This is a genomic window from Natronolimnobius sp. AArcel1, from assembly GCF_011043775.1.
Lineage (GTDB): Archaea > Halobacteriota > Halobacteria > Halobacteriales > Natrialbaceae > Natronolimnobius.
The window spans coordinates 686,247-711,409 of the sequence record NZ_JAAKXY010000002.1 but is presented as its reverse complement, the minus strand read 5'-3'; the positions used below and the strand labels follow the sequence as shown (position 1 = coordinate 711,409).

At 61.3% G+C, this 25,163-nt stretch carries 24 protein-coding genes; 13 read left to right on the top strand and 11 right to left on the bottom strand.

Annotated features, from left to right (window positions below; genetic code table 11):
• The 3 genes from G6M89_RS07630 to G6M89_RS07620 all read right to left on the bottom strand — a co-directional run bounded on the left by G6M89_RS07630 (position 1) and on the right by G6M89_RS07620 (position 3,797).
• Positions 1 to 948, bottom strand: coding sequence for a mannonate dehydratase (locus tag G6M89_RS07630; RefSeq protein ID WP_206335461.1), 948 nt, complete (start codon positions 946 to 948; stop codon positions 1 to 3).
• A gap of 464 nt (positions 949 to 1,412) precedes the next feature.
• The gene (locus G6M89_RS07625) at positions 1,413 to 1,613 is read right to left on the bottom strand and encodes a DUF2892 domain-containing protein (protein ID WP_165161190.1); all 201 of its coding nucleotides are present in this window, start codon (positions 1,611 to 1,613) and stop codon (positions 1,413 to 1,415) included.
• Positions 1,614 to 1,694: 81 nt separating this feature from the next.
• Positions 1,695 to 3,797: a S9 family peptidase gene (locus G6M89_RS07620; protein ID WP_165161189.1), complete on the bottom strand. Its 2,103-nt coding sequence runs from the start codon at positions 3,795 to 3,797 to the stop codon at positions 1,695 to 1,697.
• A gap of 121 nt (positions 3,798 to 3,918) precedes the next feature.
• On the opposite strand from G6M89_RS07620, the gene G6M89_RS07615 reads away from it, so the two are divergent.
• Complete coding sequence (locus G6M89_RS07615) at positions 3,919 to 4,782, top strand: hypothetical protein (RefSeq protein WP_165161188.1); 864 nt, start codon at positions 3,919 to 3,921, stop codon at positions 4,780 to 4,782.
• Between the two features lie 12 nt (positions 4,783 to 4,794).
• Here G6M89_RS07615 and G6M89_RS07610 read toward each other — a convergent pair whose 3' ends face one another.
• Complete coding sequence (locus tag G6M89_RS07610; protein WP_165161187.1) at positions 4,795 to 5,403, bottom strand: YigZ family protein; 609 nt, start codon at positions 5,401 to 5,403, stop codon at positions 4,795 to 4,797.
• Between the two features lie 131 nt (positions 5,404 to 5,534).
• On the opposite strand from G6M89_RS07610, the gene G6M89_RS07605 reads away from it, so the two are divergent.
• The gene (locus G6M89_RS07605; RefSeq protein WP_165161186.1) at positions 5,535 to 5,864 is read left to right on the top strand and encodes a hypothetical protein; all 330 of its coding nucleotides are present in this window, start codon (positions 5,535 to 5,537) and stop codon (positions 5,862 to 5,864) included.
• A 48-nt stretch (positions 5,865 to 5,912) separates the two neighbouring features.
• On the opposite strand, the gene G6M89_RS07600 is transcribed toward G6M89_RS07605, so the two are convergent.
• Positions 5,913 to 6,416, bottom strand: coding sequence for an amino acid-binding protein (locus G6M89_RS07600; RefSeq protein WP_165161185.1), 504 nt, complete (start codon positions 6,414 to 6,416; stop codon positions 5,913 to 5,915).
• Positions 6,417 to 6,532: 116 nt separating this feature from the next.
• Between G6M89_RS07600 and G6M89_RS07595 the strand changes: the two genes are divergently transcribed.
• Positions 6,533 to 7,264: a hypothetical protein gene (locus tag G6M89_RS07595; protein WP_165161184.1), complete on the top strand. Its 732-nt coding sequence runs from the start codon at positions 6,533 to 6,535 to the stop codon at positions 7,262 to 7,264.
• A 20-nt stretch (positions 7,265 to 7,284) separates the two neighbouring features.
• Here the strand turns inward: G6M89_RS07595 and hisB are convergent, their stop codons facing one another.
• A complete protein-coding gene (gene hisB / locus G6M89_RS07590; protein WP_165161183.1) occupies positions 7,285 to 7,878 on the bottom strand; it encodes an imidazoleglycerol-phosphate dehydratase HisB in 594 nt (197 codons plus the stop codon).
• Between the two features lie 420 nt (positions 7,879 to 8,298).
• On the opposite strand from hisB, the gene G6M89_RS07585 reads away from it, so the two are divergent.
• The 4 genes from G6M89_RS07585 (at position 8,299) to G6M89_RS07570 (ending at position 11,318) form a co-directional block, all read left to right on the top strand.
• Positions 8,299 to 8,562 carry a hypothetical protein gene (locus tag G6M89_RS07585; protein WP_165161182.1) on the top strand — a complete coding sequence of 88 codons (264 nt, stop codon included), beginning with the start codon at positions 8,299 to 8,301 and terminating at the stop codon, positions 8,560 to 8,562.
• 197 nt (positions 8,563 to 8,759) lie between these two features.
• On the top strand, positions 8,760 to 10,265 hold the full coding sequence (locus tag G6M89_RS07580; RefSeq protein ID WP_165161181.1) for a TrkH family potassium uptake protein: 1,506 nt from the start codon (positions 8,760 to 8,762) through the stop codon (positions 10,263 to 10,265).
• Between the two features lie 53 nt (positions 10,266 to 10,318).
• Positions 10,319 to 10,720: a universal stress protein gene (locus G6M89_RS07575; RefSeq protein ID WP_165161180.1), complete on the top strand. Its 402-nt coding sequence runs from the start codon at positions 10,319 to 10,321 to the stop codon at positions 10,718 to 10,720.
• Positions 10,721 to 10,802: 82 nt separating this feature from the next.
• Positions 10,803 to 11,318, top strand: a complete 516-nt coding sequence (locus G6M89_RS07570; RefSeq protein WP_165161179.1) for an HPP family protein — start codon at positions 10,803 to 10,805, stop codon at positions 11,316 to 11,318.
• 10 nt (positions 11,319 to 11,328) lie between these two features.
• Here G6M89_RS07570 and glmM read toward each other — a convergent pair whose 3' ends face one another.
• A complete protein-coding gene (gene glmM, locus G6M89_RS07565) occupies positions 11,329 to 12,693 on the bottom strand; it encodes a phosphoglucosamine mutase (RefSeq protein ID WP_165161178.1) in 1,365 nt (454 codons plus the stop codon).
• Between the two features lie 138 nt (positions 12,694 to 12,831).
• On the opposite strand from glmM, the gene G6M89_RS07560 reads away from it, so the two are divergent.
• From G6M89_RS07560 to G6M89_RS07545, 4 genes are all read left to right on the top strand, one after another.
• The gene (locus G6M89_RS07560) at positions 12,832 to 13,728 is read left to right on the top strand and encodes a hypothetical protein (RefSeq protein ID WP_165161177.1); all 897 of its coding nucleotides are present in this window, start codon (positions 12,832 to 12,834) and stop codon (positions 13,726 to 13,728) included.
• A gap of 66 nt (positions 13,729 to 13,794) precedes the next feature.
• Entirely contained in the window at positions 13,795 to 14,373 is a 579-nt protein-coding gene (locus tag G6M89_RS07555) for a hypothetical protein (protein ID WP_165161176.1), read from the top strand.
• 108 nt (positions 14,374 to 14,481) lie between these two features.
• Entirely contained in the window at positions 14,482 to 15,336 is an 855-nt protein-coding gene (locus G6M89_RS07550; protein ID WP_165161317.1) for a ribose-phosphate diphosphokinase, read from the top strand.
• A gap of 174 nt (positions 15,337 to 15,510) precedes the next feature.
• Complete coding sequence (locus tag G6M89_RS07545; protein ID WP_165161175.1) at positions 15,511 to 16,050, top strand: heme NO-binding domain-containing protein; 540 nt, start codon at positions 15,511 to 15,513, stop codon at positions 16,048 to 16,050.
• A gap of 27 nt (positions 16,051 to 16,077) precedes the next feature.
• Here G6M89_RS07545 and G6M89_RS22745 read toward each other — a convergent pair whose 3' ends face one another.
• The 4 genes from G6M89_RS22745 to G6M89_RS07525 form a co-directional block, all read right to left on the bottom strand.
• Complete coding sequence (locus tag G6M89_RS22745; protein WP_165161174.1) at positions 16,078 to 18,156, bottom strand: CARDB domain-containing protein; 2,079 nt, start codon at positions 18,154 to 18,156, stop codon at positions 16,078 to 16,080.
• Between the two features lie 139 nt (positions 18,157 to 18,295).
• On the bottom strand, positions 18,296 to 19,873 hold the full coding sequence (locus G6M89_RS07535; RefSeq protein ID WP_165161173.1) for a tryptophan 7-halogenase: 1,578 nt from the start codon (positions 19,871 to 19,873) through the stop codon (positions 18,296 to 18,298).
• A gap of 166 nt (positions 19,874 to 20,039) precedes the next feature.
• Complete coding sequence (gene ileS / locus G6M89_RS07530) at positions 20,040 to 23,252, bottom strand: isoleucine--tRNA ligase (protein WP_165161172.1); 3,213 nt, start codon at positions 23,250 to 23,252, stop codon at positions 20,040 to 20,042.
• Between the two features lie 91 nt (positions 23,253 to 23,343).
• Complete coding sequence (locus tag G6M89_RS07525) at positions 23,344 to 23,592, bottom strand: hypothetical protein (protein WP_165161171.1); 249 nt, start codon at positions 23,590 to 23,592, stop codon at positions 23,344 to 23,346.
• A 147-nt stretch (positions 23,593 to 23,739) separates the two neighbouring features.
• Here G6M89_RS07525 and G6M89_RS07520 point away from each other — a divergent pair, with 147 nt between their 5' ends.
• The gene (locus G6M89_RS07520) at positions 23,740 to 24,381 is read left to right on the top strand and encodes a uracil-DNA glycosylase (protein WP_343162629.1); all 642 of its coding nucleotides are present in this window, start codon (positions 23,740 to 23,742) and stop codon (positions 24,379 to 24,381) included.
• A 328-nt stretch (positions 24,382 to 24,709) separates the two neighbouring features.
• Positions 24,710 to 25,129 carry an HIT family protein gene (locus tag G6M89_RS07515; RefSeq protein WP_165161169.1) on the top strand — a complete coding sequence of 140 codons (420 nt, stop codon included), beginning with the start codon at positions 24,710 to 24,712 and terminating at the stop codon, positions 25,127 to 25,129.
• Positions 25,130 to 25,163: the final 34 nt, after the last annotated feature.

Here is a 25,163-nt window from a genome sequence, read left to right as displayed (position 1 = left end):
CTACTCGAGCAGGCCCTTAATGTACCCAATTGAGAACAGGCGGCCCATGTCGGTGTAGCCGGACATGGCGTCCTCGCGGTCGTCCTCGCCGACCATCCGTGGGACGTGGTCGGGTCGAATCGGGCCGTCGAAGCCAGCGTCCTGATAGGCGTCCATCGCGGCGCGCATGTCCGTTGGGCCGTCGTCGTGCCACGTTTCAACGAACGAGTCGGCGTCGCCTTCGACATCGCGGAAGTGGATGAAGTGGATGCGGTCGCCGAACTCGCGGATCGTCTCGGGGATGTCCGCACCCATCGCGGCGAAGTTACCCTGACAGAAGGTCACGCCGTGGCGTGGGCTGTCGTGGAGGTCGAGAATCCGGCGGTAGTCCTCAACAGATTTGACGATACGCGGGACGCCACGAACCGGCGAGCGTGGCGGGTCGTCAGGGTGCAGCGCGAGGTTAACGCCGTACTCTTCTGCGACGGGCATCACTTCGTTGAGGAAGTACTCGAGGTTGTTCCAGAGTTCTTCTTCGGTGATGTCGGCTGCGGGATGGTCGGGTGCGCGGTCCATCCACTCGTTGTCGTAGCCGATACGCTGGGAGCCGCCGCGGCCGGGCATCGAATCGGAGGTGCGGATGACGCCGACTGGGTTCTCGGTCCAGACCCAGCAGTAGGTGTCGATGCCGAGTCGGCCCATGTTCTCGATGAGCGTTTTGACGGTCTCGATCTCCTCGTCGCGACCCTCCTCACCGAGTACTGTCTTGTTCATCGGCGGGCGATCCTCGACGACATCGAGTGAGAAGCCGTGGTCGGCAAATCGCGTCGTCGTCTGCATGAGTGTCTCGTAGTCCCACCACTCGCCGTCGTGCCCCCAAAAGCGGACGACGGCCGTCTCGAGGCCGAGTTGCTTGGCAATCGTCCAGCGCTCGTCCGGCTTTGGCGGCAGCATTACGGTTGGATCCATAGCCGACTGGTCTTGCGCGGGAGGTATCGGTGTTTCGAAACGGCACTCGAGGCGGTTTCTCGTCTGAACAGGAGGGATACGGGTTCGGTGTTCACCAGAGGGTCTGACACTCGAGGTCAAGAGAGGAAACAACAATCGACACCAGAACAACTATGATTGAGTTCTGATACCATGTGATTGATGAGAATTCAGACAGAACCAGTATTTATTGTACTGCCAATTTTGGCCATGGTGTTTGTTGGTGTGGTTTCTGGCGGGCTTGTCGGTTCAATAGTTGGGATGACGTTCGGACTATTCAGTAGTTTATGTATTATAATATATGAGTTAGGGGAGCGCTTAGAAGCTGTAGAAAGTCAGTTAGATGTACAAAATTCAGACTGACGGACAATCAGCTCCGTTCCGTGTACTGCTTGCCGTAGTTTCAAGTGCACTCTGGAACACAGAAGTCGCGCTACTCTCTACTGCTACTCCTCGCCGCAGGTGTCGATCCCGAACAGCGCGTTCAACGGACACCGCTGGATGATCGCAGTCGCGAAAATGTCGCTCCCGGCGACGAACGCGAGCGTCCCAATCGTCCGATCTCGGTTCTGATAGCCGTACGTAAGCAACGCCGCGCCGAGGAGAAATCGCAGCGGCCGGTCGTAGCCGCCGACGTTTTTGTCCATACCAACAATAGCTGCCTCGAGACCGTAGTTGTTACCCCGTTGTGGATGACTCGGGACGTGGAGAGACGTGGAACTGGACAGCTACTCGCTCGAGTCGCTATCGTCACCCGCATCGCCGCCATCGCTGTCCGCTGCTGAAAGCCCCTCGTCTCGACCACGCTCGAGGGCTGGCGGCGTGTCGCTGTACTCGGAGTAGCCGTCGAACCAGCGGACGATGCGCTCGAGGCGGTCGACGACGTGAGCGGGTTCGCCCGAGCGAGAGAGTTCGTGGCCTTCTCGAGGATACCGGACCATACGGGTGTCGACGCCGTGTTTCTTGAGGCCGAGATAGAACAGTTCGGCCGTGTTGGCGGGCGTGCGGAAATCCTGATCGGAGTGCATCACAAGCGTCGGCGTGTCGACCTCGGGTACATGGGAAACGGGCGAGCGCTCCCAGAGGAAGTCGGGTTCCTCCCAGGGCGTGGTTCCGAAGTCGCCCTCGACCAGTTTGAACGCATCCGTCGAGCCGTAAAAACTGGTCAGATCGTAGACGCCGCGCTGGGAGACAGCAGCGGTAAAGCGGTCGGTGTTGCCAACCGCCCAGGCCGTCATGAACCCGCCGAAGCTACCGCCGGTGACGAACACCTCCTCGTCGTCGACGTACTCTCGTTCGCAGACGACATCAACGCCGGCGAGCACATCCTCGAGCGTGACGTCGCCCCAGTCACGCTCGATTGCCATCGCGTGGTCCTCGCCGTAGCCCGTCGACCCCCGTGGGTTACACCAGAAGACGACGTAGCCCGCTGCTGCGAGGGCTTGGAACTCGTGCCACATCGTCCCCGAGGTTGTCCAGTGAGCGTGAGGACCGCCGTGGATTTCGACCACCAGCGGGTAGGTCTCACCGGGCGAGGCGTCGGCATCGAACGCGGGTGGCGTGAGCACCCAGCCCTGAATTTCGGTGCCATCATCGCTCTCGAACCAGATCTCCTCTGGCTGGCGAACTGCCCGATCTGCAAGATACTCGTCGTTGACCCGGGTCAGCCGGTGGGTTTCTGCACCGGCGCGGGTCGTCACGAACACGTCGCCGGGATGGTCCCACTCGCTCTGGACGAACGCGACCGCGTCGGTTCCGACCGAGAAATCCGTGATAGTGGCGTCGGCGTGGACTTTCGTTGGGTCGTCGCCACCGTCGCCCGCGACCGACCAGAGGGTGAACGTCCCCTCATCAGGCGTCGTAAAATAGAGGCGGTCGCCGTCCGGGGCCCACTCGAAGCCACACCCGTACCCAACGTCCCGATCGAGTGAGTCCGTCAGCGTCGTCTCCGTCCCGTCCACGCGCTTGTGGACTCGAATCTCCGTCTGACGCATCGACGCTTGCTCCTCGGGCGTGAACGCGAACGCGACGCGGCCGTCCTCCGTCGCATCGATCGCTCCGGACCCGAGCCAGCCTGTCGTCTCCGTAAACACCTGTTCGTCCCCGTCCTCGAGGTCGTACTCGAGCAGTGCATAGCGAAGCGAATCATCTGGATCGACAGCGTCGTCTTCGGTGACTTTGCGCGCGTAGTAGACGGTTTTGCCGTCGCCCCACGTCGGCGTGATGTGATCGCGGTCGCCGTGGGTGAGCCGGGTAACGGCGTCGTCGTCGGCGCTCCCCTCGAGTGCGGTCTCGAGGTCCAGTACGTAGACGTGGCTGCGCCGTCCGTCGAAATACTCGGTGCCGGCGCGGTAGATGGGGCGGTCGATCACCCGTGGATCGGATTCCTCGGGCTCGTAGTCGGGATCGACCACTCGGTCGCGGTCGGCCTCGCGATCTGCAGCGGTGACTTGCTGACTGAAGAGCAGTTGAGAGCCGTCCGGACTCCACTCGAGGTCGCCGATACCACCGACGACGCTCGTCACGCGCCGGGCTTCACCGCCGTCTGTGGGCAAGACCCAGAGCTGCTGGCGGTCCCCATCACCGCGGGTGCTGGCAAACGCCAGGTACGAGCCGTCGGGGCTCCAGCGGGGAGAGCTATCGACGCCGTCACTGGCGGTGAACTGGCTCGGATTGTCGCCGCCAATGGGGACCGCAAAAATCGTTGCAGTGTCTGATTCGTCATCGTCAGCTGTTCGACGGACGTAGGCGACACGCTCGCCATCCGGCGACAGTTGCGGTTCTTCGGCGTGGACGAGATCGTGATAATCGGCTGCAGCAATGGCGTTCATACGTGCTGTGAATAGATACCATGAGAAAGACGTTCGGGTCAGCGAACCCCACGCTGGAGACGTCATCCACCGATATTTCAGCTCCATCACAGTTTTGATGCAGGCCAGTGAAACAGGGCCTATGCCTCGTGCTCGGTCTGGTCCCTCCCTCGAGAACGCCACTAACCTGTCGGACGAGACAGTTCGACGCGCCGTCGCCGGCTACGTGGGCGTGGTTGTCGCAGCACTCGCGCTGACAGCAGCCTTCACAGCGGATGCGTCCGGACTCGTTCTTATTGGCGTGACACTCACCGGGTTCGCACTCGGTGCCGCCGCAGGTAGCGTCGCCTCGAGTCGATTTCCCACACTCCCAATTCAGATCGGCCGCACGCGATACCGTCGGGCATCGGTTATCGGCCTCGCAGCACCGTTTATGGCCGTCACGCTCGCTGCGATTTTCGGCACTATCGGCAGTCACCTCGGGCTTGCCGCGCTCGCATCAGCCACCGTCATCATCATCGCTGGCCACTGGCTCTCGAGTGTGTCCCAGACTCGTGTTGTCGCGGCGACCGTGAGCGGTGAGCCGATCTCGACCGCCCGGTGGCAGCCGCCACGTTCGCCAGTAATCGACCGGGTACTGCTCGTTCTGTGGCCACTGATCGCCTTGCTATACGCCTCCGCTGGGGACTGGCTCAGTGCGGTTCTCTGGGGTTCGCTCGCAGCACTGTGGGTCACAAGCGGCCTCATCGAGGGACGATTTCGTCTCAGCGACACCGGCGTCGACCCCGAAATTCGAATTTACGAGGCGGGACTCGTCAAACAGCGACCCTACAGCGCCACCCTCATCTCGTGGGACGAGGTCGATCACGTCCGCCTGCGCGAGGGCGAACTCGTCCTCGAGCGTGGCTTTTTCGACGTGCGATTCGATGAGAATTCCCTCGAGAACCCGAAAAACGTGCTCTCGGTGATCGACGGACAACTCTCTCGAGACGTGCGCGTGGTGTAACACAGTAACTCATCACTCGAGGTCAACGCGCCCGCTCGTGGCGCTTCGGAGCCGATCACGGAGCGTTTCAGCATCGGCAATCGGCACGCGGACGTCGAAGGAAACGTCGGCCTCGTAGGCAGCGTCAAACTCGTAGCCCTCGCTCTCGAGAATCCCGCGAACGGTCCCTGAATCGTCGTACTCGACAGTTGCCTGGATTCGCTCGTGGGGACGTTCCTCGACGACGCCGGCCGCGTCGACCGCATCTTTGACTGCCTGCGAGTACGCCCGGACGAGACCGCCAACGCCGAGGTTCGTACCGCCATAATAGCGCGTGACGACGACGGCACAGTTCTCAATACTCTGTTGCTCAAGGACGTTCAGTGCCGGCTTCCCTGCCGATCCGGAGGGTTCGCCGTCGTCGCTCGAGTACTCGCGCAGAAACTCGCCGTCGGGATCGGCCCGAACCCGGTAGGCGGGAACGTTGTGGGTCGCATCGGCGTACTCCTCGCTGACGTGGTCGACGAACGCTTCGGCAGCCTCGACGGACTCAACGGGGCGTGCGTGACCGATAAACTCCGAGCCTTGGACAACGAACTCTGCGGTAGCAGGTTCGGCAATCGTCTCGAACGTCTGACTCACGGTCGCACACCTCTCGCGTCGACCCACGCGATGACCATATCAACCCTACGGAGGGTCGCGAAAAGAGACCGTCGGTCCCGGCGGTGTGATAGACCCACACATTATTATCACACGATACGATAACATACATCATGGACGGCGACGCAATTGACTCCGAACTCGCTGACGAACTGCAGTCGGTCTGTCGGACCACAGTCGGCGACGAACTGCGCAGTATGACGTATTTTACCGAAGACGACGTCGAACAGCTCTATCTTCGGTCTGACCTCGATCAAACAGCAGATCTTGTCGGATTCGCAGAACACGAGCGCCGTGGATTTCACTCACAATCAGCCTATAGAAAGACCCAACTCGGTGACTACGAGGCGACGGTTCGGATGTTCGAAAACGGCTATCTCTCTCGCGTGATCCGGGGCGATCACGGCGTCTGGGTGACGACAGACAGTATGTCGATGGACTGATTCGAGGAACTCACAAGCGCGCTTATGGCCGTACTCGAGGAGGCCTAACTATTGAATTTCGATTTTACGGACGAACTCAATGTCTCGAAGCGCGGTGATAACGTCACCCGAGAGATCCTGGTCAGTCACCAAATAGAGTCGTGGTTCGTCGGTAAACTCCGGGTCCTCGCTGATCGTCTGGCGGATCGAGACGCCGTTGTCCGCGAGCGTACCGGTCACCTTCGAGACGATGCCCTCGCGCTCTGCATCGTCGACCGCAATCGACAGCACTGTCAGATCCAACACCGGTGCCAGATCCATCAGACTCGGCACCTGCGAGATGTTCTGGAAGATCCGGCGTAGTTCTGGATCCTCGAGAATCGCGTCGGTCGTCGAATCGACGACCCGCCGGTCGACGTCGATCTCGCGTGCGATGCCGGTGTTCGGAATCTCGATTCCGCCCGATACGACCCGTCCGTCGTCGTTGACGGAGAAGCCCCGCTCTAAGAGCAGGCGAATGACTGCCTGCTGGCTCGGCGAGCCCTCAAACTTCTCCATAATTTCGTCGAACATTCGCGATTCGCTGGCGGATATACGACTGCGGGGGTATAATTATCGGTGGTTGTCAGTCCGTCACCGTCTCCCCTGTCTGACGTGCGTTTTTACTGTCCGACGTGATATCACCAGCCATGCGCGCACTCCGGACCTGTGAATTCTGTGAGACAACCGCAGTCGGCACGTTCGAACTCCTCCCACCCGAACTCAAGCCCACCGAGGCCGAACAGCGCCGCGTCGTCCTCTGTTCGGATTGTAAAGACCACCTCGAGCACCTCCTCGAGCCGTTGCTCGCCCGTGCTGGAAGCGAGAGACCCGCCGAAACGCACGAGGCGGACTTGGAACCGGAACCCGAACAGCGTCGTGACAACGCCAGCGAGGAGTCCGACTCCGACTCAAGTACGACGGACACAGCGACGACGCCAGCGCAGACGGACTCGAGTAACGAATTAGACGATGGCATCACGTTCACTGCTGCTGGCGATGCCGCGACCGAAAACGCGGCTGTGGACGCTGCAACCGCTGATTCGGCCACCTCCACGGCGAACGACTCGGTGTCGTCGGTCGACACCGGTGCAACCGACGCCGATCAAACCAGCGACTCCGACGAGCCAACCGAGTCGGACTCACGTACCAACGAGGACGACAAATCCAAGCCGAACACGACCGAACCCCGCCCGCCACAGGCCTACAGCAAGGTCATTCGACTCCTTCGCAACCGTGACCTGCCGATGGAGCGGACAGCCGTCGAGGCACTTGCTAGTGGTGCCTACGACCTCGAGTCGGACGACGTCGCCGAAATCCTCGATCACGCTGTCGAAAATGGGGAGTTCCACGAGGAAAACGGGGAGTTACGACGCCCCTGAAACAGCCGGAAAACCAGGTGTTAGCCGTTAAGCGTCCCCTTCGTACTCGGCGTCCCCTCACGCCGGTCGTCGAGTCGTGTTGCGTCGTCGAGCGTCCGCGCGAGTGTCTTGAACAGCGCCTCGACCTCGTGGTGGGCGTTTTCACCGTCGACGTCAACATGGAGCGTAATTCCGGCGTTCATCGCCAGCGACTCACAGAAGTGGCGCGCCATATCGCTCGTAAAGCCGCCAATGGACTCCTGAGAGAACTCTCCGTCGAAATAAAATCGTGGGCGACCGCTGAGATCGACGACCGCACCGGCAACAGCCTCGTCTAAGGGCACCTGTCGGTCCGCATAGCGGACGATTCCCGACCGGTCACCGAGTGCCTCATCGAGTGCCGTCCCGAGAACGATCGCGACATCCTCGACCGTGTGATGATCGTCAATCTCGAGATCGCCGTCACACTCAATCTCGAGGTCGAACAGGCCGTGTTTGGCGAGTGCCTCAAGCATGTGATCGAAGAAGCCGATGCCGGTATCAATGGCGGCAGATCCGGTGCCGTCGACGCCGATCGTACACTCGATCGTCGTTTCGGCGGTTTCACGGGTTGCCGTCGCCGTTCGCTCGCTCATGTGCCATCGATTGCAGCGACAGTACAAGGGGATTGCGCTCGCCGCTGCGGGACCCAAACGGGTCAATAGCACCGTGATTCGGCCGACCTGTTGTCATCTATGCGGGTAACTGGTGCGTACGCAGTCACTGAACGGCGGTATGGTCTCCAAACCGTCGCTCGAGCGCTGAGTACCAGCAGAATCGATCAGCGGAGGTGAGGCGAGCATGAGAATAATTGGCCGGCCCTGACGACGGTCACCTGAATTCGAAGAGACGCCCTTAGAGGCTGTTTTAAAATTTTAAACGCGATCTCAGACTGTTTCAAAACAGACAGAGATCCTGACTAACAGGGTGAAATGACCCGAAACAAGGCCAATGTTCTGCCCCTTATATGATGTCCACAGTGAATGTCGTGAATACGCAAAGGTGAACCGTCCACGATGTCGAACCACTCCCCGCTCTCGAACGAATCGATCGGTCCGTCCAGCGCTGAAGCGGACCGCAACCAGGGACGCCCTCTCGTCCGCACGCTCAAAGGTCCAGCACAGTTCCTCTCGTTCTGGATCGCGATCGCCTTGCCGTTTATCCACCTGCCACTCCTCATGCAGGGCCTTGGCGATCCGAGTGTCACACTCACGTTCCTCTCACTGCTCGCGATCAACGTCTTCGCGCTGTACGCTGGCCACGGCCACAACCAGCAGTAAGCAGACGCCGCCTCGAGGCCGAGCCACGGTTCATCTCGCGTGTTCCTCCACTGCGCGGGTGGCTGTGACTGGGCACTCACTCGAGTGCCGTATGTACAGTCCCCAGCGCTGTTTTTGACGACAAAGCTCTCACAGCCCGAAACAGATGGGCAGGCTTCGAATCCATTATAATCCCGCCTCTCGCAGATGGGGACCAGATGAGGATTCGTGTCGAGTGGCGAGCAAGCTGTAGCCTCACCGGAACGGTACTCAAGTGGCTCGCCGTCCCGTTGACTGCGCCGCTGTTGCTCGCGCTGTTCGACGGCGACGACCCACTGCCGTTTCTCGTCGCGATTGCCGTTACCATCAGCGTCGGGTTGGCACTCGAGCAGATCACCGACGAGCGCGAACTCGGCCAGCGAGAGTCGTTCCTGGTCGTTGCGCTCATCTGGTTTAGTATCGGCCTCGTCGGTGCGATTCCGTTCGTCGTTGCCGGTGTTGGGTCGGTCGCACACCCGATCAACGCGCTCTTCGAGAGCGTCAGCGGACTCACGACGACGGGTGCGACCGTCATGGAGGACTTTTCGGCACACTCGAGAGCGATCATGCTGTGGCGACAGCTCATCCAGTGGCTCGGCGGGCTGGGGATTCTGATCGTCGCCATCGGCTTGCTCTCGCATCTGATGGTCGGTGGTGCCCAACTGATGGAGACCGAAAGTCAGACGCGAAACGTCACGAAACTCCGGCCGCATATCTCCGAGACGGCACGGCTAATCTGGGGGCTGTACGTCGGACTCACCGTGCTCGCAATCTGTGTCTTCTACGGGCTGCATCTGCTGGGGTTCGCGGACAACATGGACCTGTTTAACGCCGTCTCGCATGCCTTCACGAGCGTTGCGACCGCCGGTTTCTCGCCCGAACCCGACAGTATTGGGGCGTTTTCGCCGATCATCCAGTGGTCAGTGATGCCGTTCATGATCCTCGGCTCGACCAACTTCGTGCTACTGTACTACATCACGCAGGGTGACTTTGAACGGCCGCTACAATCCGAGGAACTGCGATTCTATCTCGGCTCGATGGTATTCTTCGGGTCTATCGTCGTTGCTATCCTTCTTCTCGAGTCAAACCCGGGACTCGACGGCGATCTCGAGGCGACGGTTCGCCACGGGCTATTCAACGTCGTCTCGCTGATTACGACGACGGGCTATGCCTCAACCGACTTCGACACCTGGACTGTCGGTGCAAAGCACATGCTGTTTCTGTGTATGTTTCTGGGCGGGATGGCCGGGAGTACGACCTGTTCGATCAAATCGCTGCGCTGGCTGCTCGTGCTCAAGGCGTTCCGTCGGAACCTGTTTACATCGGTCCATCCCGAAGCGATTCGCCCGCTCCGACTCGGCAACAGCGTCGTCGACGAGGATACAGTCAATGACGTCTTCTCCTACGTGCTGTTGGCCATTGTCATCTTTTTCCTCCTGACGGTCTTTCTCGTCGTCGACGCAACCCGTGCTGGGACGGGTGATTTCAACGAGTTCGCCGCACTTGGTGCAGCAGCATCGATCTTCCTGAATATCGGCCCCGCGTTCGAACTCGCCGGGCCGATGGACAACTACGCCGGCTTCCCGACGTCCTCGAGAGCGGTCATGATCGTCATGATGTGGATCGGCCGCATTGAGATCATCCCCGTGCTCGTGTTGCTGACGCCGGCGTACTGGCGATCGTAAGTTCGTCACAACCGACCCTTGAGTTTACACCGCCTGCGGTCGTCGGGTAAACTATGACGCGGCAGGTGCTCGTTCCGATGGACGACTCCGAACCCGCTCGAGCGGCCCTCGAGCACGCGCTCACCGTGTTCGGATCGGAAACAGCGGTGTCGGTGATTCACGTCGTAGATGACCTCGAGAGTGGCTACGGCGGCGAGCCGACGGCCGATGATCACGAGCCGGCGTTCTTTGAGGACGTTGAGACGCGCGCTGCGGACCGCCACCTCGAGACGCAGGTCGTCGAAGGAACACCGGCGGACGCGATTCTCGAGTACGCCGATGAGCATGGTATCGATCAGATCGTGATGGGCAGCGAAGGCCGTGCTGGTGTCTCGCGGATGCTTCTTGGAAGCGTCGCCGAGAACGTAACACGGCGCGCGTCAGTGCCGGTGACAATCGTTCCGGCCGAGCGCTAATGCTGACGACGGAAACCTCGAGCACACGACCGATCGGCAACCGAACCAGCGCGGTTTTCCCGCCCGAGCGGAACCATCTTGTATGGACGACCGAACGGGAACAACGCTGCACACCGGCGTTCTCATCTCGACAACTGCCACACTGGCCTGGCTGTCGGGACTGCCAATGTTGTTTCCGAGTCTCGGTCCCTCAGCGTTCGTTCTTGCCCTCTTTCAGGACAGCAACGCGACCGCACCGCGGCGGGTGATTGGTGGCCACACGATTGGCGTCGTCGCCGGACTCGCCGCCTACCTGCTGTTTGCGACTGGTATCAGTATGACAGGGACGACCGACCCTGGCTCACTCGAGGGCCTGCGCCTCGCTGCAAGCGGTGTTGTCGCGACGACGCTTACGGCGGGTGGGATGCTCGCGACCGATACGCGTCATCCACCAGCGTGTGCAACAACGCTAATCGTCTCGCTCGGCCTGCTCTCGACGCTGCTCGAGGGCGCAATAATCATCCTCGCAGTCGTACTTCTCGTCGTGACACACCGACTCTTGCTTGCGACGGAACGGCTTGGCGTTCGCTACACGAAAGAGTGGCAGTCCAAACGATAGAAACAGTAGTTCAGGTATCCGCGCGTGCGTTCTCGAGGGTTTCGCCGAGTTCTTCGACCAGTTCCTGTGCGCGGGCTTCGTCGCGGGCTTCGGCGTAGACCCGAACGAGTGGCTCGGTTCCCGAGGGCCGTGCGAGCACCCAGGCGTCGCCGTAATCCAGCCGGTAGCCGTCTCGCGTGTTGAGTTCGGCATCAGCGGCCTGGGCGTGGTTGGCCGCTGCGTCAAGCATCGCGTCGCGTTCTGCGGTCGACTCGTACTCGAGATTGCGCCGAACGTTCGCGTACCCGTCGTAGGGGCCGACGATCTCGCTGACGGGATGATCGGCAACTAACTCGAGGAATTTAGCGGCGGTGAATGCGCCATCTCGCGAGAGTCGATATTCGGGGAAGAAGATGCCGCCGTTGCCCTCACCAGCGACTGGGACGCGGTTGTCGTTTGCCTCGAGTTCCTCGATGCGAGTGATGATGTTCGTCGAACCAATGGGCGTCAACTCGAGCGTCGCGCCGACGTCCGTGACGACGTCAACGAGACGTTGTGAGACGTTGACCGCCGAGACGCTCGTGTCGCCGGCCTCGAGTTTTGCTGCGGCGAGTGCAGCGAGAGCCGCATCGCCCTGAACGTACGTGCCGTCTTCGTCGTAGAAAATGGCGCGGTCGCCGTCACCGTCGTGAGCGATGCCAACATCGGCGTCGGTTGCGCGGACGAGGCGACCGAGATCGGTGAGATTGTCGGGGACCGGTTCCGGGTCACGCCCGGGGAAGCGACCGTCAGGCTGGGCGTTGACCGTGACGACACGACAGCCGAGTTTGCGGAAGAAATCCGGGCTTGTCACTGCACCCGCGCCGTGGCCGGGGTCCAGTGCCACGGTCAGTTCGGCGTCAGCGATACGCTCGTGGTCGACGTTTGCGAGCAAATCGTCGACGTAGTCGTCGGTGGCGTCGTCGATCTCCCGAACGCGGCCGGTTTCGTCCCAGGAGGCGACGGTGAATCGCTCCGTGAGAAGCGTTTCCTCGATCTCCTCGAGGTCGGCAACAGCGAGTTCGACGCCGTCGCTGCCGACGAGTTTCACGCCGTTGTACTGCGGTGGATTGTGCGAGGCAGTGATGACCATGACGGGCACCCCCTCGCGTTCGGCGTACGCCTGCGCGCCCGGCGTCGGAATAACACCCAGTCGATCAACATCCGTTCCCGTACTCGTGAGTCCGCTGACCGCCGCATCGGCGAGCATTCGGCCGGTATAGCGGGTATCTCGAGCGATGGCGACCCGGCCGACCCCCCAAGCCGTCGCTGCCGCCTTCGCGACGCGCAACACGAACGCGGGCGTCAGTTCCTCGTTTGCAACCCCGCGTGTCCCACTCGATCCGAACACTTCCATTGCGCGTTAGTCACACCGGATACCTCAAAGGGATTCCGGAGCCGTTCGAAACCTGATGGGCCAGCCCAATCGAATCCACCAGCCCGTAGTGATCTGGAGAGACAGAACGCTTTCAACCGACGACACCGACTACTCCGTATGGATTCGATCGAAGAGAAACGTGTCTACGGCGACCGCGAGGGCGCACTCGAGGCCTACGTCGCAAGCGCGTTGGGTGTCGTTCGCGTCCGCGTCGCTGGCGACACGGTCGGTGAATTCGACCTCTGTGCGCGCTGTACCACACGCGACCTCGCAGCGACGACAGACGGTGTCGTCGTCGCGACCGACGAAGACGTCATCATCCTCGAGCGCGAGGCAGACACCGACCACACGACGACGGAGACCGGCTTCGGCCCGGCCGTCGCTGTTGGCGTTGCGGGTGACACGCTGCTTGCGGCCGCCCCCGACGGAACGGTCGCACACCGACCCGCTGTCGGCGGTGACTGGGCGCCACTCGCAGACCAGTCAATTGCAACAGTTCGCGCAATCGATGGCGAGTTGATCGGCACCGACAGCGGCGTTTACCGCGTGCACGACGGCGGGCTGGATCACGTTGGCCTGACGGACGTCCAGGACGTTTCCGCGGCCGGCGTTCCACTCGCAGCCACCGACGACGGCCTGTTCAAACTCGGCAACGGCTGGATGGACTGTGTCGAGGCGCCGATGGCAGTCGTCGGCGCTGATCCGGCGACCGAGTCGGGAACGCTGACTCGAGCACACGCAGTCACAGCCGACGGCAGGCTATTGGCACTCGGCACCGACGACAAGTGGGGTGAGATGATCTCGCCGGCAGATGGACCGGTCGTCGCGCTCGAGTACGGCGAGACAGTCTATGCAGTCACCGAGCAGGGGACGTTCTGTGTGCTGGCTGTGGACGATGACCCAAACGGTGACAGGCCCGACCAGAACGGCCTCGAGTGGCGGTCTCGCTCACTTGGCGTCCCAGATGTGACCGGTTTTGCCGTCGTTCCGTTTTCGTCTGCGACCGACGAGTGACCAGCCGCGGTGTCTGCCGAGCGTCTGACGGGAAGTTATCTGGTCGGCATCCCTGCATCGGAATAGATGACTGGGATATCACGACGCCGGCTCCTTGCCGGTGGTGGGGCAACGCTGGCGGTGACAGTCGCAGGCTGTGCCGGCGGTGCAGACGACGACTCCGAACCAGCCGATGAATCCGATGGCAGCGACGACGCTGAGGATGACCCAGCCGAGTCAGAAACGAACGCATCGACTGAAACTGCCGACGACGACGCTGAGAGTGATGACACGGCGGACGACGCCGGTGACTCGGAAACTGTCTTGGGTGGAATCAGTATCGAAAACGTTCACAGTGAGGCCCATACGGTCGACATCATCGTCGAATTCGACGACGAAATCGAACACTGGACGACCCACGAACTCGAGGCCGGCGACGGGACGACCCTCGAGCAGGAGTGGCCGAGCGATCCCGGCTCATTCCGCGTGCTGGCACGTCTCGACGACGACGAACTCACGCAGGTTGAACCAGCCCAGTGGAACGGGCAGGACTGTCTCAGCCTCTTTGCACTGGTCGACCGAGACGGTGGGCTGACCATGCTCGGTGACACCGACGGCGGCCACTGTGGCGACGGTGACGCCGCGTTCGACGAGCCAGACGAGTGAGTGACTGGCACAAGCGGGTACGCGATTGACACACTATGGCTGCGAGACATGGACTCGAGCGGAACGGAGAACGAAAACGGGTTTACCCCACAGGCTGTCCCCTCGAGTATGATCGTTAGCGGATCCACCTCACAGACGCTTGCTGCGGCGCTCTCGGCCGAACTCGAGGAGCCACTCGCCGCCGTCGAGTACGACCGGTTTCCCGACGGCGAACTGCTCGCTGCCGTTCCTGACTTTCCAGCCGATGCCGAGCGGGCCGTCATCGTTGCCTCGACCATCTCGAGCGACGCCCATCTCGAGGTGTTGCAGCTACAAGACGCCGCTCGAGAGGCGGGTGCCGAGGAAGTGATTACGGTACTGCCGTACATGGGCTATGGCCGGCAGGACGCAGCTTTCGAGTCGGGCCACCCAATTTCTGCCCGCGCGGTCGCGAAGGCGATTTCGACTGGTACGGACCGCGTGCTGACGGTAAACCCACACGAAGCAGCTGTTTGTGACTTCTTCGAGCCGACGGCGACGGCTGTCGATGCGGCAGGTCGCCTTGCCGAACCCCTACCCGACAAACTCACAGATCCCGTCTTCCTCTCGCCGGATGCCGGCGCAATCGACCTTGCAGAGACCGTTCGCGACCACTACGGCACGGGCGATACCGACTACTTCGAGAAGGTTCGTCACTCGGGCACCGAGGTCGAAATCACCCCGAGCGATGTCGACGTCGCTGGGCGCGACGTCGTTGTCACGGACGACATCATCGCAACCGGCTCGACGATGAGCGAGGCAATCGGCGTCCTCGGCGATCGGGACGTGGGTCGGGTCTTCGTCACCTGCGTCCACCCGCTGCTCGCACGCAACGCATCGACGAAACTCGCTCGAGCGGGCGTCGAAGCGGTCTACGGGACGGATACGATCGAGCGTGAGGCGAGTGCGGTCTCGGTCGCACCGGTGTTGGCCGACGCGCTCTAAGCACATCCGAAACAGTATAGAAGTCAATGCACTAACACCGACATGACAGTCACTGTGGCCGAGAGGCCGACAGAACGAAGCGGACTGACGCGAAACGACTAGAATCGGCGGCGACCACTGACCACCAGCCAAGTACCGGCCTCGGTGTGCCGGTGGCGGCGTGAGGAGAACATCATGCACGGCATCCTCCACAAAACCCTCGAGGAATACATCGTCGACCGCACCGACGAGGAAACGTGGGAAACGATCCGCGAACGAGCAGGCGTCGAGCCCACGCTATATCTGCAGGTCTCACACTACGACGACGACGAATTCGAAGCCATCCTCGAGACACTGGCGTCGATGGCGACACAGGACCGGGCCGCGATCGAACGGGATTTCGGACGCACGCTCGCGCCGGCGATTCGCTCGACGTTCGGCGCGTACAGTAAAGCCGACTGGGGCATCCTCGAGTTGCTCGCGAATCTCGAGGCCATCTACGGGGAAATCGCAGCTGGCAACGACAACCTAACGCTGCCGGAGGTGTCGACCGAACGCGATGGCGAGACGGTACAGCTGACCTATCGGACGCCGCGGGACAGACACTACTGTCACCTCGCACATGGCATCCTCGAGGGGCTCGTCACTGACTTCGACGCCGACGCTGCCGTCGAAAAACAGGCGTGTTACCACGACGGCAACGACTGCTGTGAGTTTACAGTGACGCTCGAGTAACAAGGCGCAAACGTGGGCAGCACTGTTTTAGTGGCGATCTGGCTGGCGGAGATACAGCACCAGCGCAGCCAGTGCGCCCGCGACGATGGCAATAGGCGCGCTAAAGCCGGGCACGCTCTCGAGTTCTGCGGGTGGGTTGTGACCGACGGTCACCGTCGCGGATTCCTCGCCCGCAGCGACCTCGTACTGGCCGTCCTCGGCAAACGTGTGTTCGTGGGACACAGTAGTCGTGTCGCCAGCAGGGACGACAGCGGGGACGTACTCCGTTCCGGATGTTGTTCGGAACGGCAAGAGCGCCGCGCCGGGCCGGTCGTCTGTCGCGTCGACGGTCGCCGTCGCCGTTACCGGTTCGTCCGCCTCGAGCGTCTCAGGCTCGAGTGAGAGGTCGGTCACGGCCACGCTCGAGGGTGCGCGAACAACGACGGTGAGCGTCTCGTCGCCGACGCGAACGGTGTACTCGCCTGGTGTTTTCGGTGTCCACGTCAGCCGCTCAGTGATCGTCTCACCGGCAGGAACGGAGCCACGTTCGTGAGCCACAGTGTCGCCGTTGGCCTGCAGCGCCACATCAGCGGCGCGTTCGGCGTCGCCCTCGTTGGAGACGGTGACCGGAACTGTCACCTGCTCCTCGGCTGGGACAGCCAGTACTGAGTCAGCAGTGTCGTCAGTCACATCGCCATCCGCTGCATCGACGAGCGGCCACTCGCGGTCATCGACTGTAATCGACGACGCCTCGAGTTCGAAACTCATCGGCTGACTCGAGTGCTCGTACGCGGCCTCATGTGCATCCTGGTCCCACACCTCCGGCGTAGCTGCCGTCTGCGTGTAGCGTTCAGCCGCCGCTCGGACATCCTGGCCGCCGGCTGCCTCGAGCGAGTCGAGGAAGGCAGATTCCCCGAGCGGTGGCTCCGTCGACGCATGTTTGGAAAAGAGGCCCTCGAGCGAGTGCTTGCCGTCAGTTTCCGTCCGAAACTGACGGTCGAGTTCGCCGTAGACGAGTCGGCCCTTGACGTAGTCCGTACGATCATCCGCCCACGTCGTCTGGTCAACAAGAACGCCTTCAGCATACGGCGCGCGCTCGCCACCGGCCAGGAAGCGACTGAACGCTGCATACTCGATCAGCCCCTTCTCGAGGCCGAGTCGAGCGGCTTCGTACTCGGCCTGTGCTTCGACGAGCCAGGCCGTTTCGGCCGTCGTGCCGTCCGCCGACTGGGCAAACTCCTGTCGGGTATGAACGTACTCGTGAAGCCAGACCGAGCCGGGGTCAGACAGCGACGCGTCGGCGCTGACCCAGGCGTCGGACGCTCCATACTGCACGCCTTCAGGCCCCAGGCCGGCGTCAGCCGGCACCGCGACAACGAACGTCTCGTCGTTTCGGGCCCCAATCTCGAGGCGCTCGCTGGCTCCTGCGAGCGTTTCGAGTATGTCGTCTGGGTCCTCGCGTAAGGCTACGTCGTCGGGAACAGCAAGTCGGATTGTTTCGCCGCTGACGCTGCGTTCATGTTCAGTGACTGGCCCAAAGTACGCGATATCGCCGCCGGTTGCGCCGGGGCCATCGACAGTGACAGTCTCTTCGACGCCAACCGGTTCAGTGCGCTGGAACGAGAACCCGAGCCCCGGCACCTGCACGATACCCCACTCGCCCGTCTCGAGGAAGGCGTCGCCGTCCCCCCGCTCGTGTGCGTGGTGCCCACCGCTTTGGTTCGCTGGCATCGTGGTCCGAATCGTCGCAACGTCGCTTGACTCGGTCCAGCGGTAGTGGCCCTCGTCAGTTTCTTCGAACCCGTCTGTTTCCTCAACAGTTGCCGCCGACTCGAGGTCAATCTCGAGTGAGTCCACGCTGTCAGGGACTGCAATTCGGTACTCGGCTTCGAACTCGCCGGGCGAATCGGGACGCTGTCTGAGCGTCGTTTCGTACTCGAGGGTGTCGCTGACGGCTGTCGTCGGCCACGCTTCGTCTGACTCAATCTCGGGTGGCTGGTCCCCATCGGCGTCGAATTCGGCTGTGGCGACCGACGGTACCGTGGCTGTCGCGACCGCAACACCGGCGACGAGCGCGGCGGCGAGCACAGCAATCCCGAACACGAGGCCGACGAATCGAGCATCCACAAACTGGCGCTCGAAACAAACAGTCAAGTCTTTTGTGGTATCCTATAGTAACAACTGCAACGAGTTACACACTGATCGCCAGACAGCGCGGCGATCAGGTGTGGACTGACTTGCAGTGGCTACTATAACTCGAGTCTGGCTACGATTTGAACCCGGGGTGGAACACGCGATAGACCTCGTCGTAGCTGAGACAGTCATCGAGTCGGTCGAACACGCCGTCGGTGTACTCCTCGATGCGCTCGAGGACGGCCGGGTCGGGTTCGTGCTCGAGGCCCTCATAAAACGGCGACTCGACACCCAACCCGTGCAAGACGAGATAGTACAGGTAGTAGTTGTTCAGGTCTGTTCGCGTCCGCGTGAGACCGGCCCGTGTTTCGGGTGCGCAAAAGCCCGAGGCACGGTAGGTCTCGACGTGTTGGATCGGCTCGGGATGGACCTCTCGAGCGTCCTCCCAGAACGGTGTCGTCCCTGAGTTGTACTTGTAGTAGAGGCTGACGAAGTCATAGACCTCCTCCCAGGTTGCATGCGTCGTCTCGTTGTACAGGTCGCGTACGCCTTGATGGTTGACGCGGCCGTGCATCCCAAGGAACATCGCGAGTCGATCCGCCAGTCTCGCTGAGGTCGTCAGCGCAGTCGACTGCAGCGGTTCGACGAACCCGACTGCGTTCCCGATTGCAACGCAGTTGCCAGTCCAGGGCGTCTCGAGGACGCCCGAATCGAAGCGATACTGTTGCACCTCATCGGGGTCAATCGGCTCGTCGCGTGTCTCGATGAACTCCGCGAGCGCATCCTCGTCGGAGATGTGCTCCGAGGAGTAGACGTAGCCCAGATCCCGGAGTTCAATCGTATCGATCTGCCAGAACCAGCCCGCATCGCCCGAGGTGACGACCGTTGCAGAGGTGACGTCCGACATGTCGATATCAGTCGTCGCGACAAGTGCCGAATCGACCGGCAGATCGAACGCCTGCAGTGGATTATCGAGTTCGCTCATTAACAGCCGGCGAAAGCCCGAGGCGTCGACGTAGAGGTCAGCCTCGTAGCTCGCATCGTCGCTCTCGAGGCGTTCGATCTGCCCATCCGACGTCGGAATCTCGGTGAGGCGGTCGTCGATCAGGTCGATGCCGCGCTCCTCACAGATAGTGCGCAGGAACTGGTTCAATCCTGTAGCGTCAAAGTGATACGCGGCATCAGGCAACCCCTTCTGGATGTTCGAAATATTCTGTGGGTCGATCACCATCGGGGACTTTCCGGGTGTCTCAGCGAGTTCGTTATACAGCGTTGTGAACTCATCTTCGTGATACCGGTAATAGAACTCGTCAAACACCGCCTCGTTCGTCTTGGTCAGCGTCTCCTGGTGAACTGTTGGTTCGATTGCCGGCGAGAGGTCGGCCTGTTGGACCGTCGGAATCGGCTTCCCGAGTGGGCTATGAAACTCCTGGCCACACCAATCCTTCAAATACACCGTCGTCTTGAAGGCCAGTTTCACCTCCTCTAACAGCCGCGGCTGACTAATCTCGAGTCGATCGTGTAAAAACGTGAGTACGTATCGAAGCGTACTCTTCCCCACCTGCGGCACTGGTTGACTAAAATCGTCGACGATGAATACGTCTACGTCCTCGAGACCTTTCTCGAGGGCGAGCGCAGCGAACAACCCAGCATCGCCTGCACCGACGATACCGATTGAATCGATTTGTGCTGTATCTTGATAATTATTCATGCAATCCCGTGTGATGGGATGTAGTAGCATGGCATAAGCACATCGAATGTGAGATTTGACTGACTAGTCAGTATTCAAATGGTAGAACAGAAAGAACACCCACTCGGAAAGACAAACACAGATACAGAATCGACAGTCCCGTCTGATCGAAAATGGCCGTGCAGCGTTAGTCGGACGCTTCAGTCGCCGCCAGCGGCTCGAGTGCAATCGTCATCGCCACACCCTCGACGTCCCACTCCTTGCGACTCCCATCGGCGACCTCGAGGTCGCCGAGTTCGTCGGCCCGAACTTCCTCGCGGATCAGGTCCTCGCGTTGGGTGACGAGGTCAGCGACGCGGTCGTCGTCGATGGCGAGTTCGAGAGCAATTCGCTCTTCCACCTCGAGGTCGAGATCCTTACGCATCTCCTGGACGCGGCGGATGACCTCGCGGGCGTAGCCCTCGCTTTCGATATCCTCGGTGAGCGACGCATCGACGTAGGCAACACCGTGGTCGTCGCCGTCGACACCGAACGCGGTGCCAGCGATGTCATCAGGCGTCTCCGTGACGAAACTCACCATCGACTCTGCGATTGACTCGTCGTCTTCGAGTACGTCCGACACGGCATCCTCGAGTGCCTCGAGGGACGGTTCGTCGATTCGGGCCTCGTTGAGCGCGTTCATGACTTGGCCAGCGCGGCCGCCGAAGGCTGGTCCGAGTTCGCTCATGTCGGCTTCGGCGCTGTAAGCAAGTTCCTCCCAGCGGTTTTCGGCGGAGACGAGTTCGATTTCGCGGGCGTTGAGCCGGTCTGCAAGCAGCTCCGTATGGCGTTCGACCGCTGCGGCGACGCGGTCATCGTCCGCGGCGACGACAACACGTGGGACCGGCCAGCGCAGTTTGCGACCAGCCTGCTGGCGGGCGTGCGCGCCGGCTTCCTCGATGGCGCGAAGGAAGGCAACGTCGGCCTCGAGTTGGTCGTCCTGCCAGTACTCGTCGACGTCCGGCCAGTCTTCCATGTGGACGGTGCGGAAGCCGTCCTCGTCGGTGAGCGTGTCGTAGATCGTCTCCGAGATGAACGGCGCGTAGGGCGCAAGCAGCGTGACCGTCTCGCGCAGGACGCGATAGATGGTCGCGTAGGCAGCCGTTTTCGAGGCGCTGTCGTCTTCGTCCCACATGCGCTCGCGGACTGCCTGGACGTAGAATCTCGAGACGTCCTCGACGACGAACTCGATGAGCGCATCGATGGCCTTGTCCTGCCGGCGGTCCTCGAAGTGCTCGGTCATCTCCGCTTTGGTCGATTGGAGGCGAGCGAGCACCCACTCGTCGATCAGCTCGAGGTCCTCGTCGACATCGTCTACGGTTGTCTCCTGCGGATCGAACCCGTCTAAGCGCATGTACGGCAGCGGGAACCGGAAGACGTTCCACAGCGTCCGGAGGTGGTTTTCCATCGTTTGCATGCCGTCCCACGAGAAGCGCATGTCGTCGCCCTGCGGGTTGTTCGACAGGAGGAACAGGCGCATGGTGTCCCGGCCGTGGCGCTCGATGGCCTCGTGTGGGTCGACCAGAATGTCCTTCGACTTGGACATTGCACGTCCGTCGGGCATGAGCGCGTGGCCGTGCATCAGGACCTCTGTGTAGGGACTCTCGCCGAGTGCGGCCGTTCCCATCCCAAGTTGGGACCAGAACCAGCCACGGGTCTGATCGTGGGCCTCGAGGATGAAGTCGGCGGGCCAGAGTTCGTCGAAGCGGCTGTCATCTTCGGGGAAGTTGAGCGTCCCCCACGACGCCACGGAGGAGTCGAGCCAGACGTCGAACACGTCGGGAACGCGCGTGTAGGTCGTCCCATCCTCGGTGATGGTGAGGTCGTCGACGGTGTCTTTATGCAGGTCCACATCCTCGGGGTCGATCTCCTGATCGACGCGCTCGGCGAGTTCCTCGCGGTCGCTGATGACGAGACGATCCTGGTCGTCCTCACGGTCTTGGGCCGTCCAGACAGGCAGCGGGATACCCCAGTAGCGCTGGCGGGAGACGTTCCAGTCCGGTGCCTCCTCGACGAAGTCACGGAAGCGATTGTCGCGCGCCCAATCGGGGTTCCACTGGCTGTCCTCGATATTGTCCAGCAACTCGTCTTTGACGTCCGTGATCGTGATGAACCACTGGTCGGTGACGATCTGGATGATGCCGCGATCACAACGCCAACAGTGGCCGTAGCTGTGATTGACGGTTCCAGAGGCGAGCAGCGCGCCATTGTCCTCGAGATCTGCGGTAATGTCCTCGTCGGCTTCCTTGACGAACTGGCCTTCGTACTTCCCTGCTTCTTCGGTGTAGACGCCGTCGCCGCCGACCGGACAGAAGATCGGGAACTCGAGTTCGCGCCCGCGCTCGAAGTCCTCCTCACCGTGGCCGGGTGCGGAGTGGACGAGGCCGGTGCCGTCGCCGTGGGTGTCGACGTAGTCGGCAGCGTAGACCTCGTGCGTGCCGTCGGCGTCGACGTGGTCTGGAACTTCCTCGCTGAGTGGATGCTCATAGGCCCAGCCGATCAGATCCTCGCCGGTCAACTCTTCGACGACCTCGTACTCGTCGTAGCGACCCTCCCGAAGGACCGCCTCGTGTTTGGCCTCGGCGAGATAGAGCAGTTCCTCCTGCCCGTCTTTTTCGGCGCGAACACCGACGTAGTCGCCCTCCTCGTCGACGGCGACGAACGTGTTTGCGGGAATCGTCCACGGCGTTGTCGTCCAGATGACGATTGCGCCCTCTCGATCCTCGAGGTCAAATTTGACGTAGACCGACGGATCGTCGACGTCCTCGTACTCGACTTCGTTGTTCGCAATCGCAGTTTCACACCGCGGACACTGTGAAATCGAGCGATGACCTTTTTCAACGAGGCCGCGTTCGGCAGCCTTCGAAAAGCCCCACCAAGCGGCCTCCATGTACTCCGGTGTCAACGTCCGGTAGGGATCGTCCCAGTCCATCCAGACGCCGAAATCCTGAAAGTCTGATTGGAGCCCCTCGAGTTGTTCGTTGGCGTAGTCTTTGCACTCCTGGATGAAGTTCTCCTCGCCGAACTCCTCGATGTCTTTCTTGTTCTCGAAGCCGAGACGTTCCTCGACGCGCGTTTCGATCGGCAGGCCGTGCATGTCGTAGCCCGGGCGATCCGTCACGTCGTAGCCCTGCATCCGCCAGAAGCGCAGGTAGACGTCTTTCAGCGTCTTGTTCCAGGTCGTTCCCATGTGGGCCGACCCCGACGTGTACGGTGGGCCATCGACAAAGAAGAACGACTCACCGTCGGATCGATGCTCCACCGTCCGCTCGTAGGCGTCGACGTCATCCCAGTACTCGAACACCCGCTGCTCGAGCTCGTGGGGATCGTACTGATCGTCGACCTCACCAAACCGGCTCATACCTGCAGTGATTCGCTCCGAGAGTAAAGGAGAATCGGTCCTGTGTGGCGGTGTTTCATCCACCACGAGACAGCCGAAACGGACGAATTCGTTACTGGGAGTCGCTCGAGGCTGCTGTACGCGCGAGGAGTTTCTTGTAGGCGATGCCGTACGCGCCCGCATAGAGCATTACAGCGCCAATCGCGGCGAGCCAGAGTGCGGCCGTTAGTTCGCCAGCGCCGAAGTGCTGGAGACTGGCATACTCAACAGCGAGCCCCCCAACGGTCAACACGGCCGCGACGAGCAGATAAAAGAGAAACAACACTGATTCAGCGAGCAACTCCGGTGTGAGCGATGTCATTACCAGCGAGAAGACAGCCAATGAAGGTAAACTTGTCCCTGCTCGCGGGACAGATCGCAAATAGCCGGGCAGCATATATCGCTCGACCGCCGACCCTCGAGCGTGTCCCCACCCACGTCAACTGACACCGATTCCGAGCCAGAACCTGTGTTCCCTGACTCGCGACACGTCTTCGAGTCCGACTGCACGCGCTGTCCCGCCCTCGCCGAAACCCGCGAGTGTATCTCGTGGAGGACTGGCTCACTCGAGGCCAGCGTCTTCGTCGTCGGCGAGGCACCCGGCGCTGGCAACACCGATGCCGAACGCTGGCAGGGCGGCAACTGGACTGGGAAGGCCTACACCTCGAGACATTCGGGCCGGCGCATCCGCCGGATGGTCGCCGACGTCGGCTATGGCGACGACGCCTACTATACAAATGCGGTCAAGTGCTTTCCAGCAGACCTCGAGGACCCCTCGAGCAATCGTGAGCCAACCCCCGAGGAGCGCGCGAACTGCCGGACGCATCTGCTCGCCGAACTCGAGGCGGTCAATCCGGATGTCATCCTCGCGACCGGCAAGCACGCGACGAAAACGGTGCTCGCCGCCGAAGGCGAATCGCTCGAGGGATTCATCGACACCGTTCTCGAACCGATTCGCTGTCGCGGGCTGGAAACGTGGCTGCTACCGATACTTCATCCTTCGTATCAAGACGTCTGGATCGGCCGACTCGGCTACGAACCCGCCGAGTACCTCGCGGCGCTCGAGGAGACACTCGAAGACCTATGCGATGGAACTGGGAGTCGAGAGTAAGACTCGAGGTCGTTGACGGTCGTGAAAATGATGGGGCGATGGCGGGAGCGGTAAGCGATGTGATGGTGGTGGTGTGGGTGTGGTGTGTCGCTTGCGTGAGAGTATCTCCGCCACCGCGACACGGTCAGCCCATGTGGGCAATTGACTCGAGTGGAGGGAGCATAATCAACGCAGCGACGGTGCACCCAAATTGCGGATAGTTTACCAGAATTATCCGGAAAAAGTGGACGAAAACGATTACAACTGGGCACAAAATCGCGATACACAGCCACGCAGGCACCCACCGGTGCGAGTAAGCTTCTTACGTCGAGCCGACACACACTCGCGTATGAGCACGATCTTCACCCAGATCGTCGAGGGAGAGATTCCAGCCCGCATCGTGTACGAAGACGAGACGACGGTTGCATTTCTCGATGCGAACCCGCTCGCGCCGGGACACACACTCGTCATCCCGAAAGACGAGTACGAGCGACTGAACGACGTTCCCGATGACGTCTCGAGTGATCTCTACGAGACGATTCACCGGCTTGTCCCCGCCGTCGAGGAAAGCGTCGACGCCGACGCGACGACAGTCGCCTTTAATAACGGCGAGGAAGCCGGCCAGGAAGTGCCACACGTCCACTGCCATATCGTCCCGCGCTTCGAGGGCGACGGCGGTGGCCCCATCCACGCCGTTGCGGGCGAGCCACCGGAACTCTCAGACGACGAACTCGACGACATTGCCGCCGATATCGACTCACAGGTCTGATCGCCATTCCAGCGCCGTGACCGTTTTGACGGTT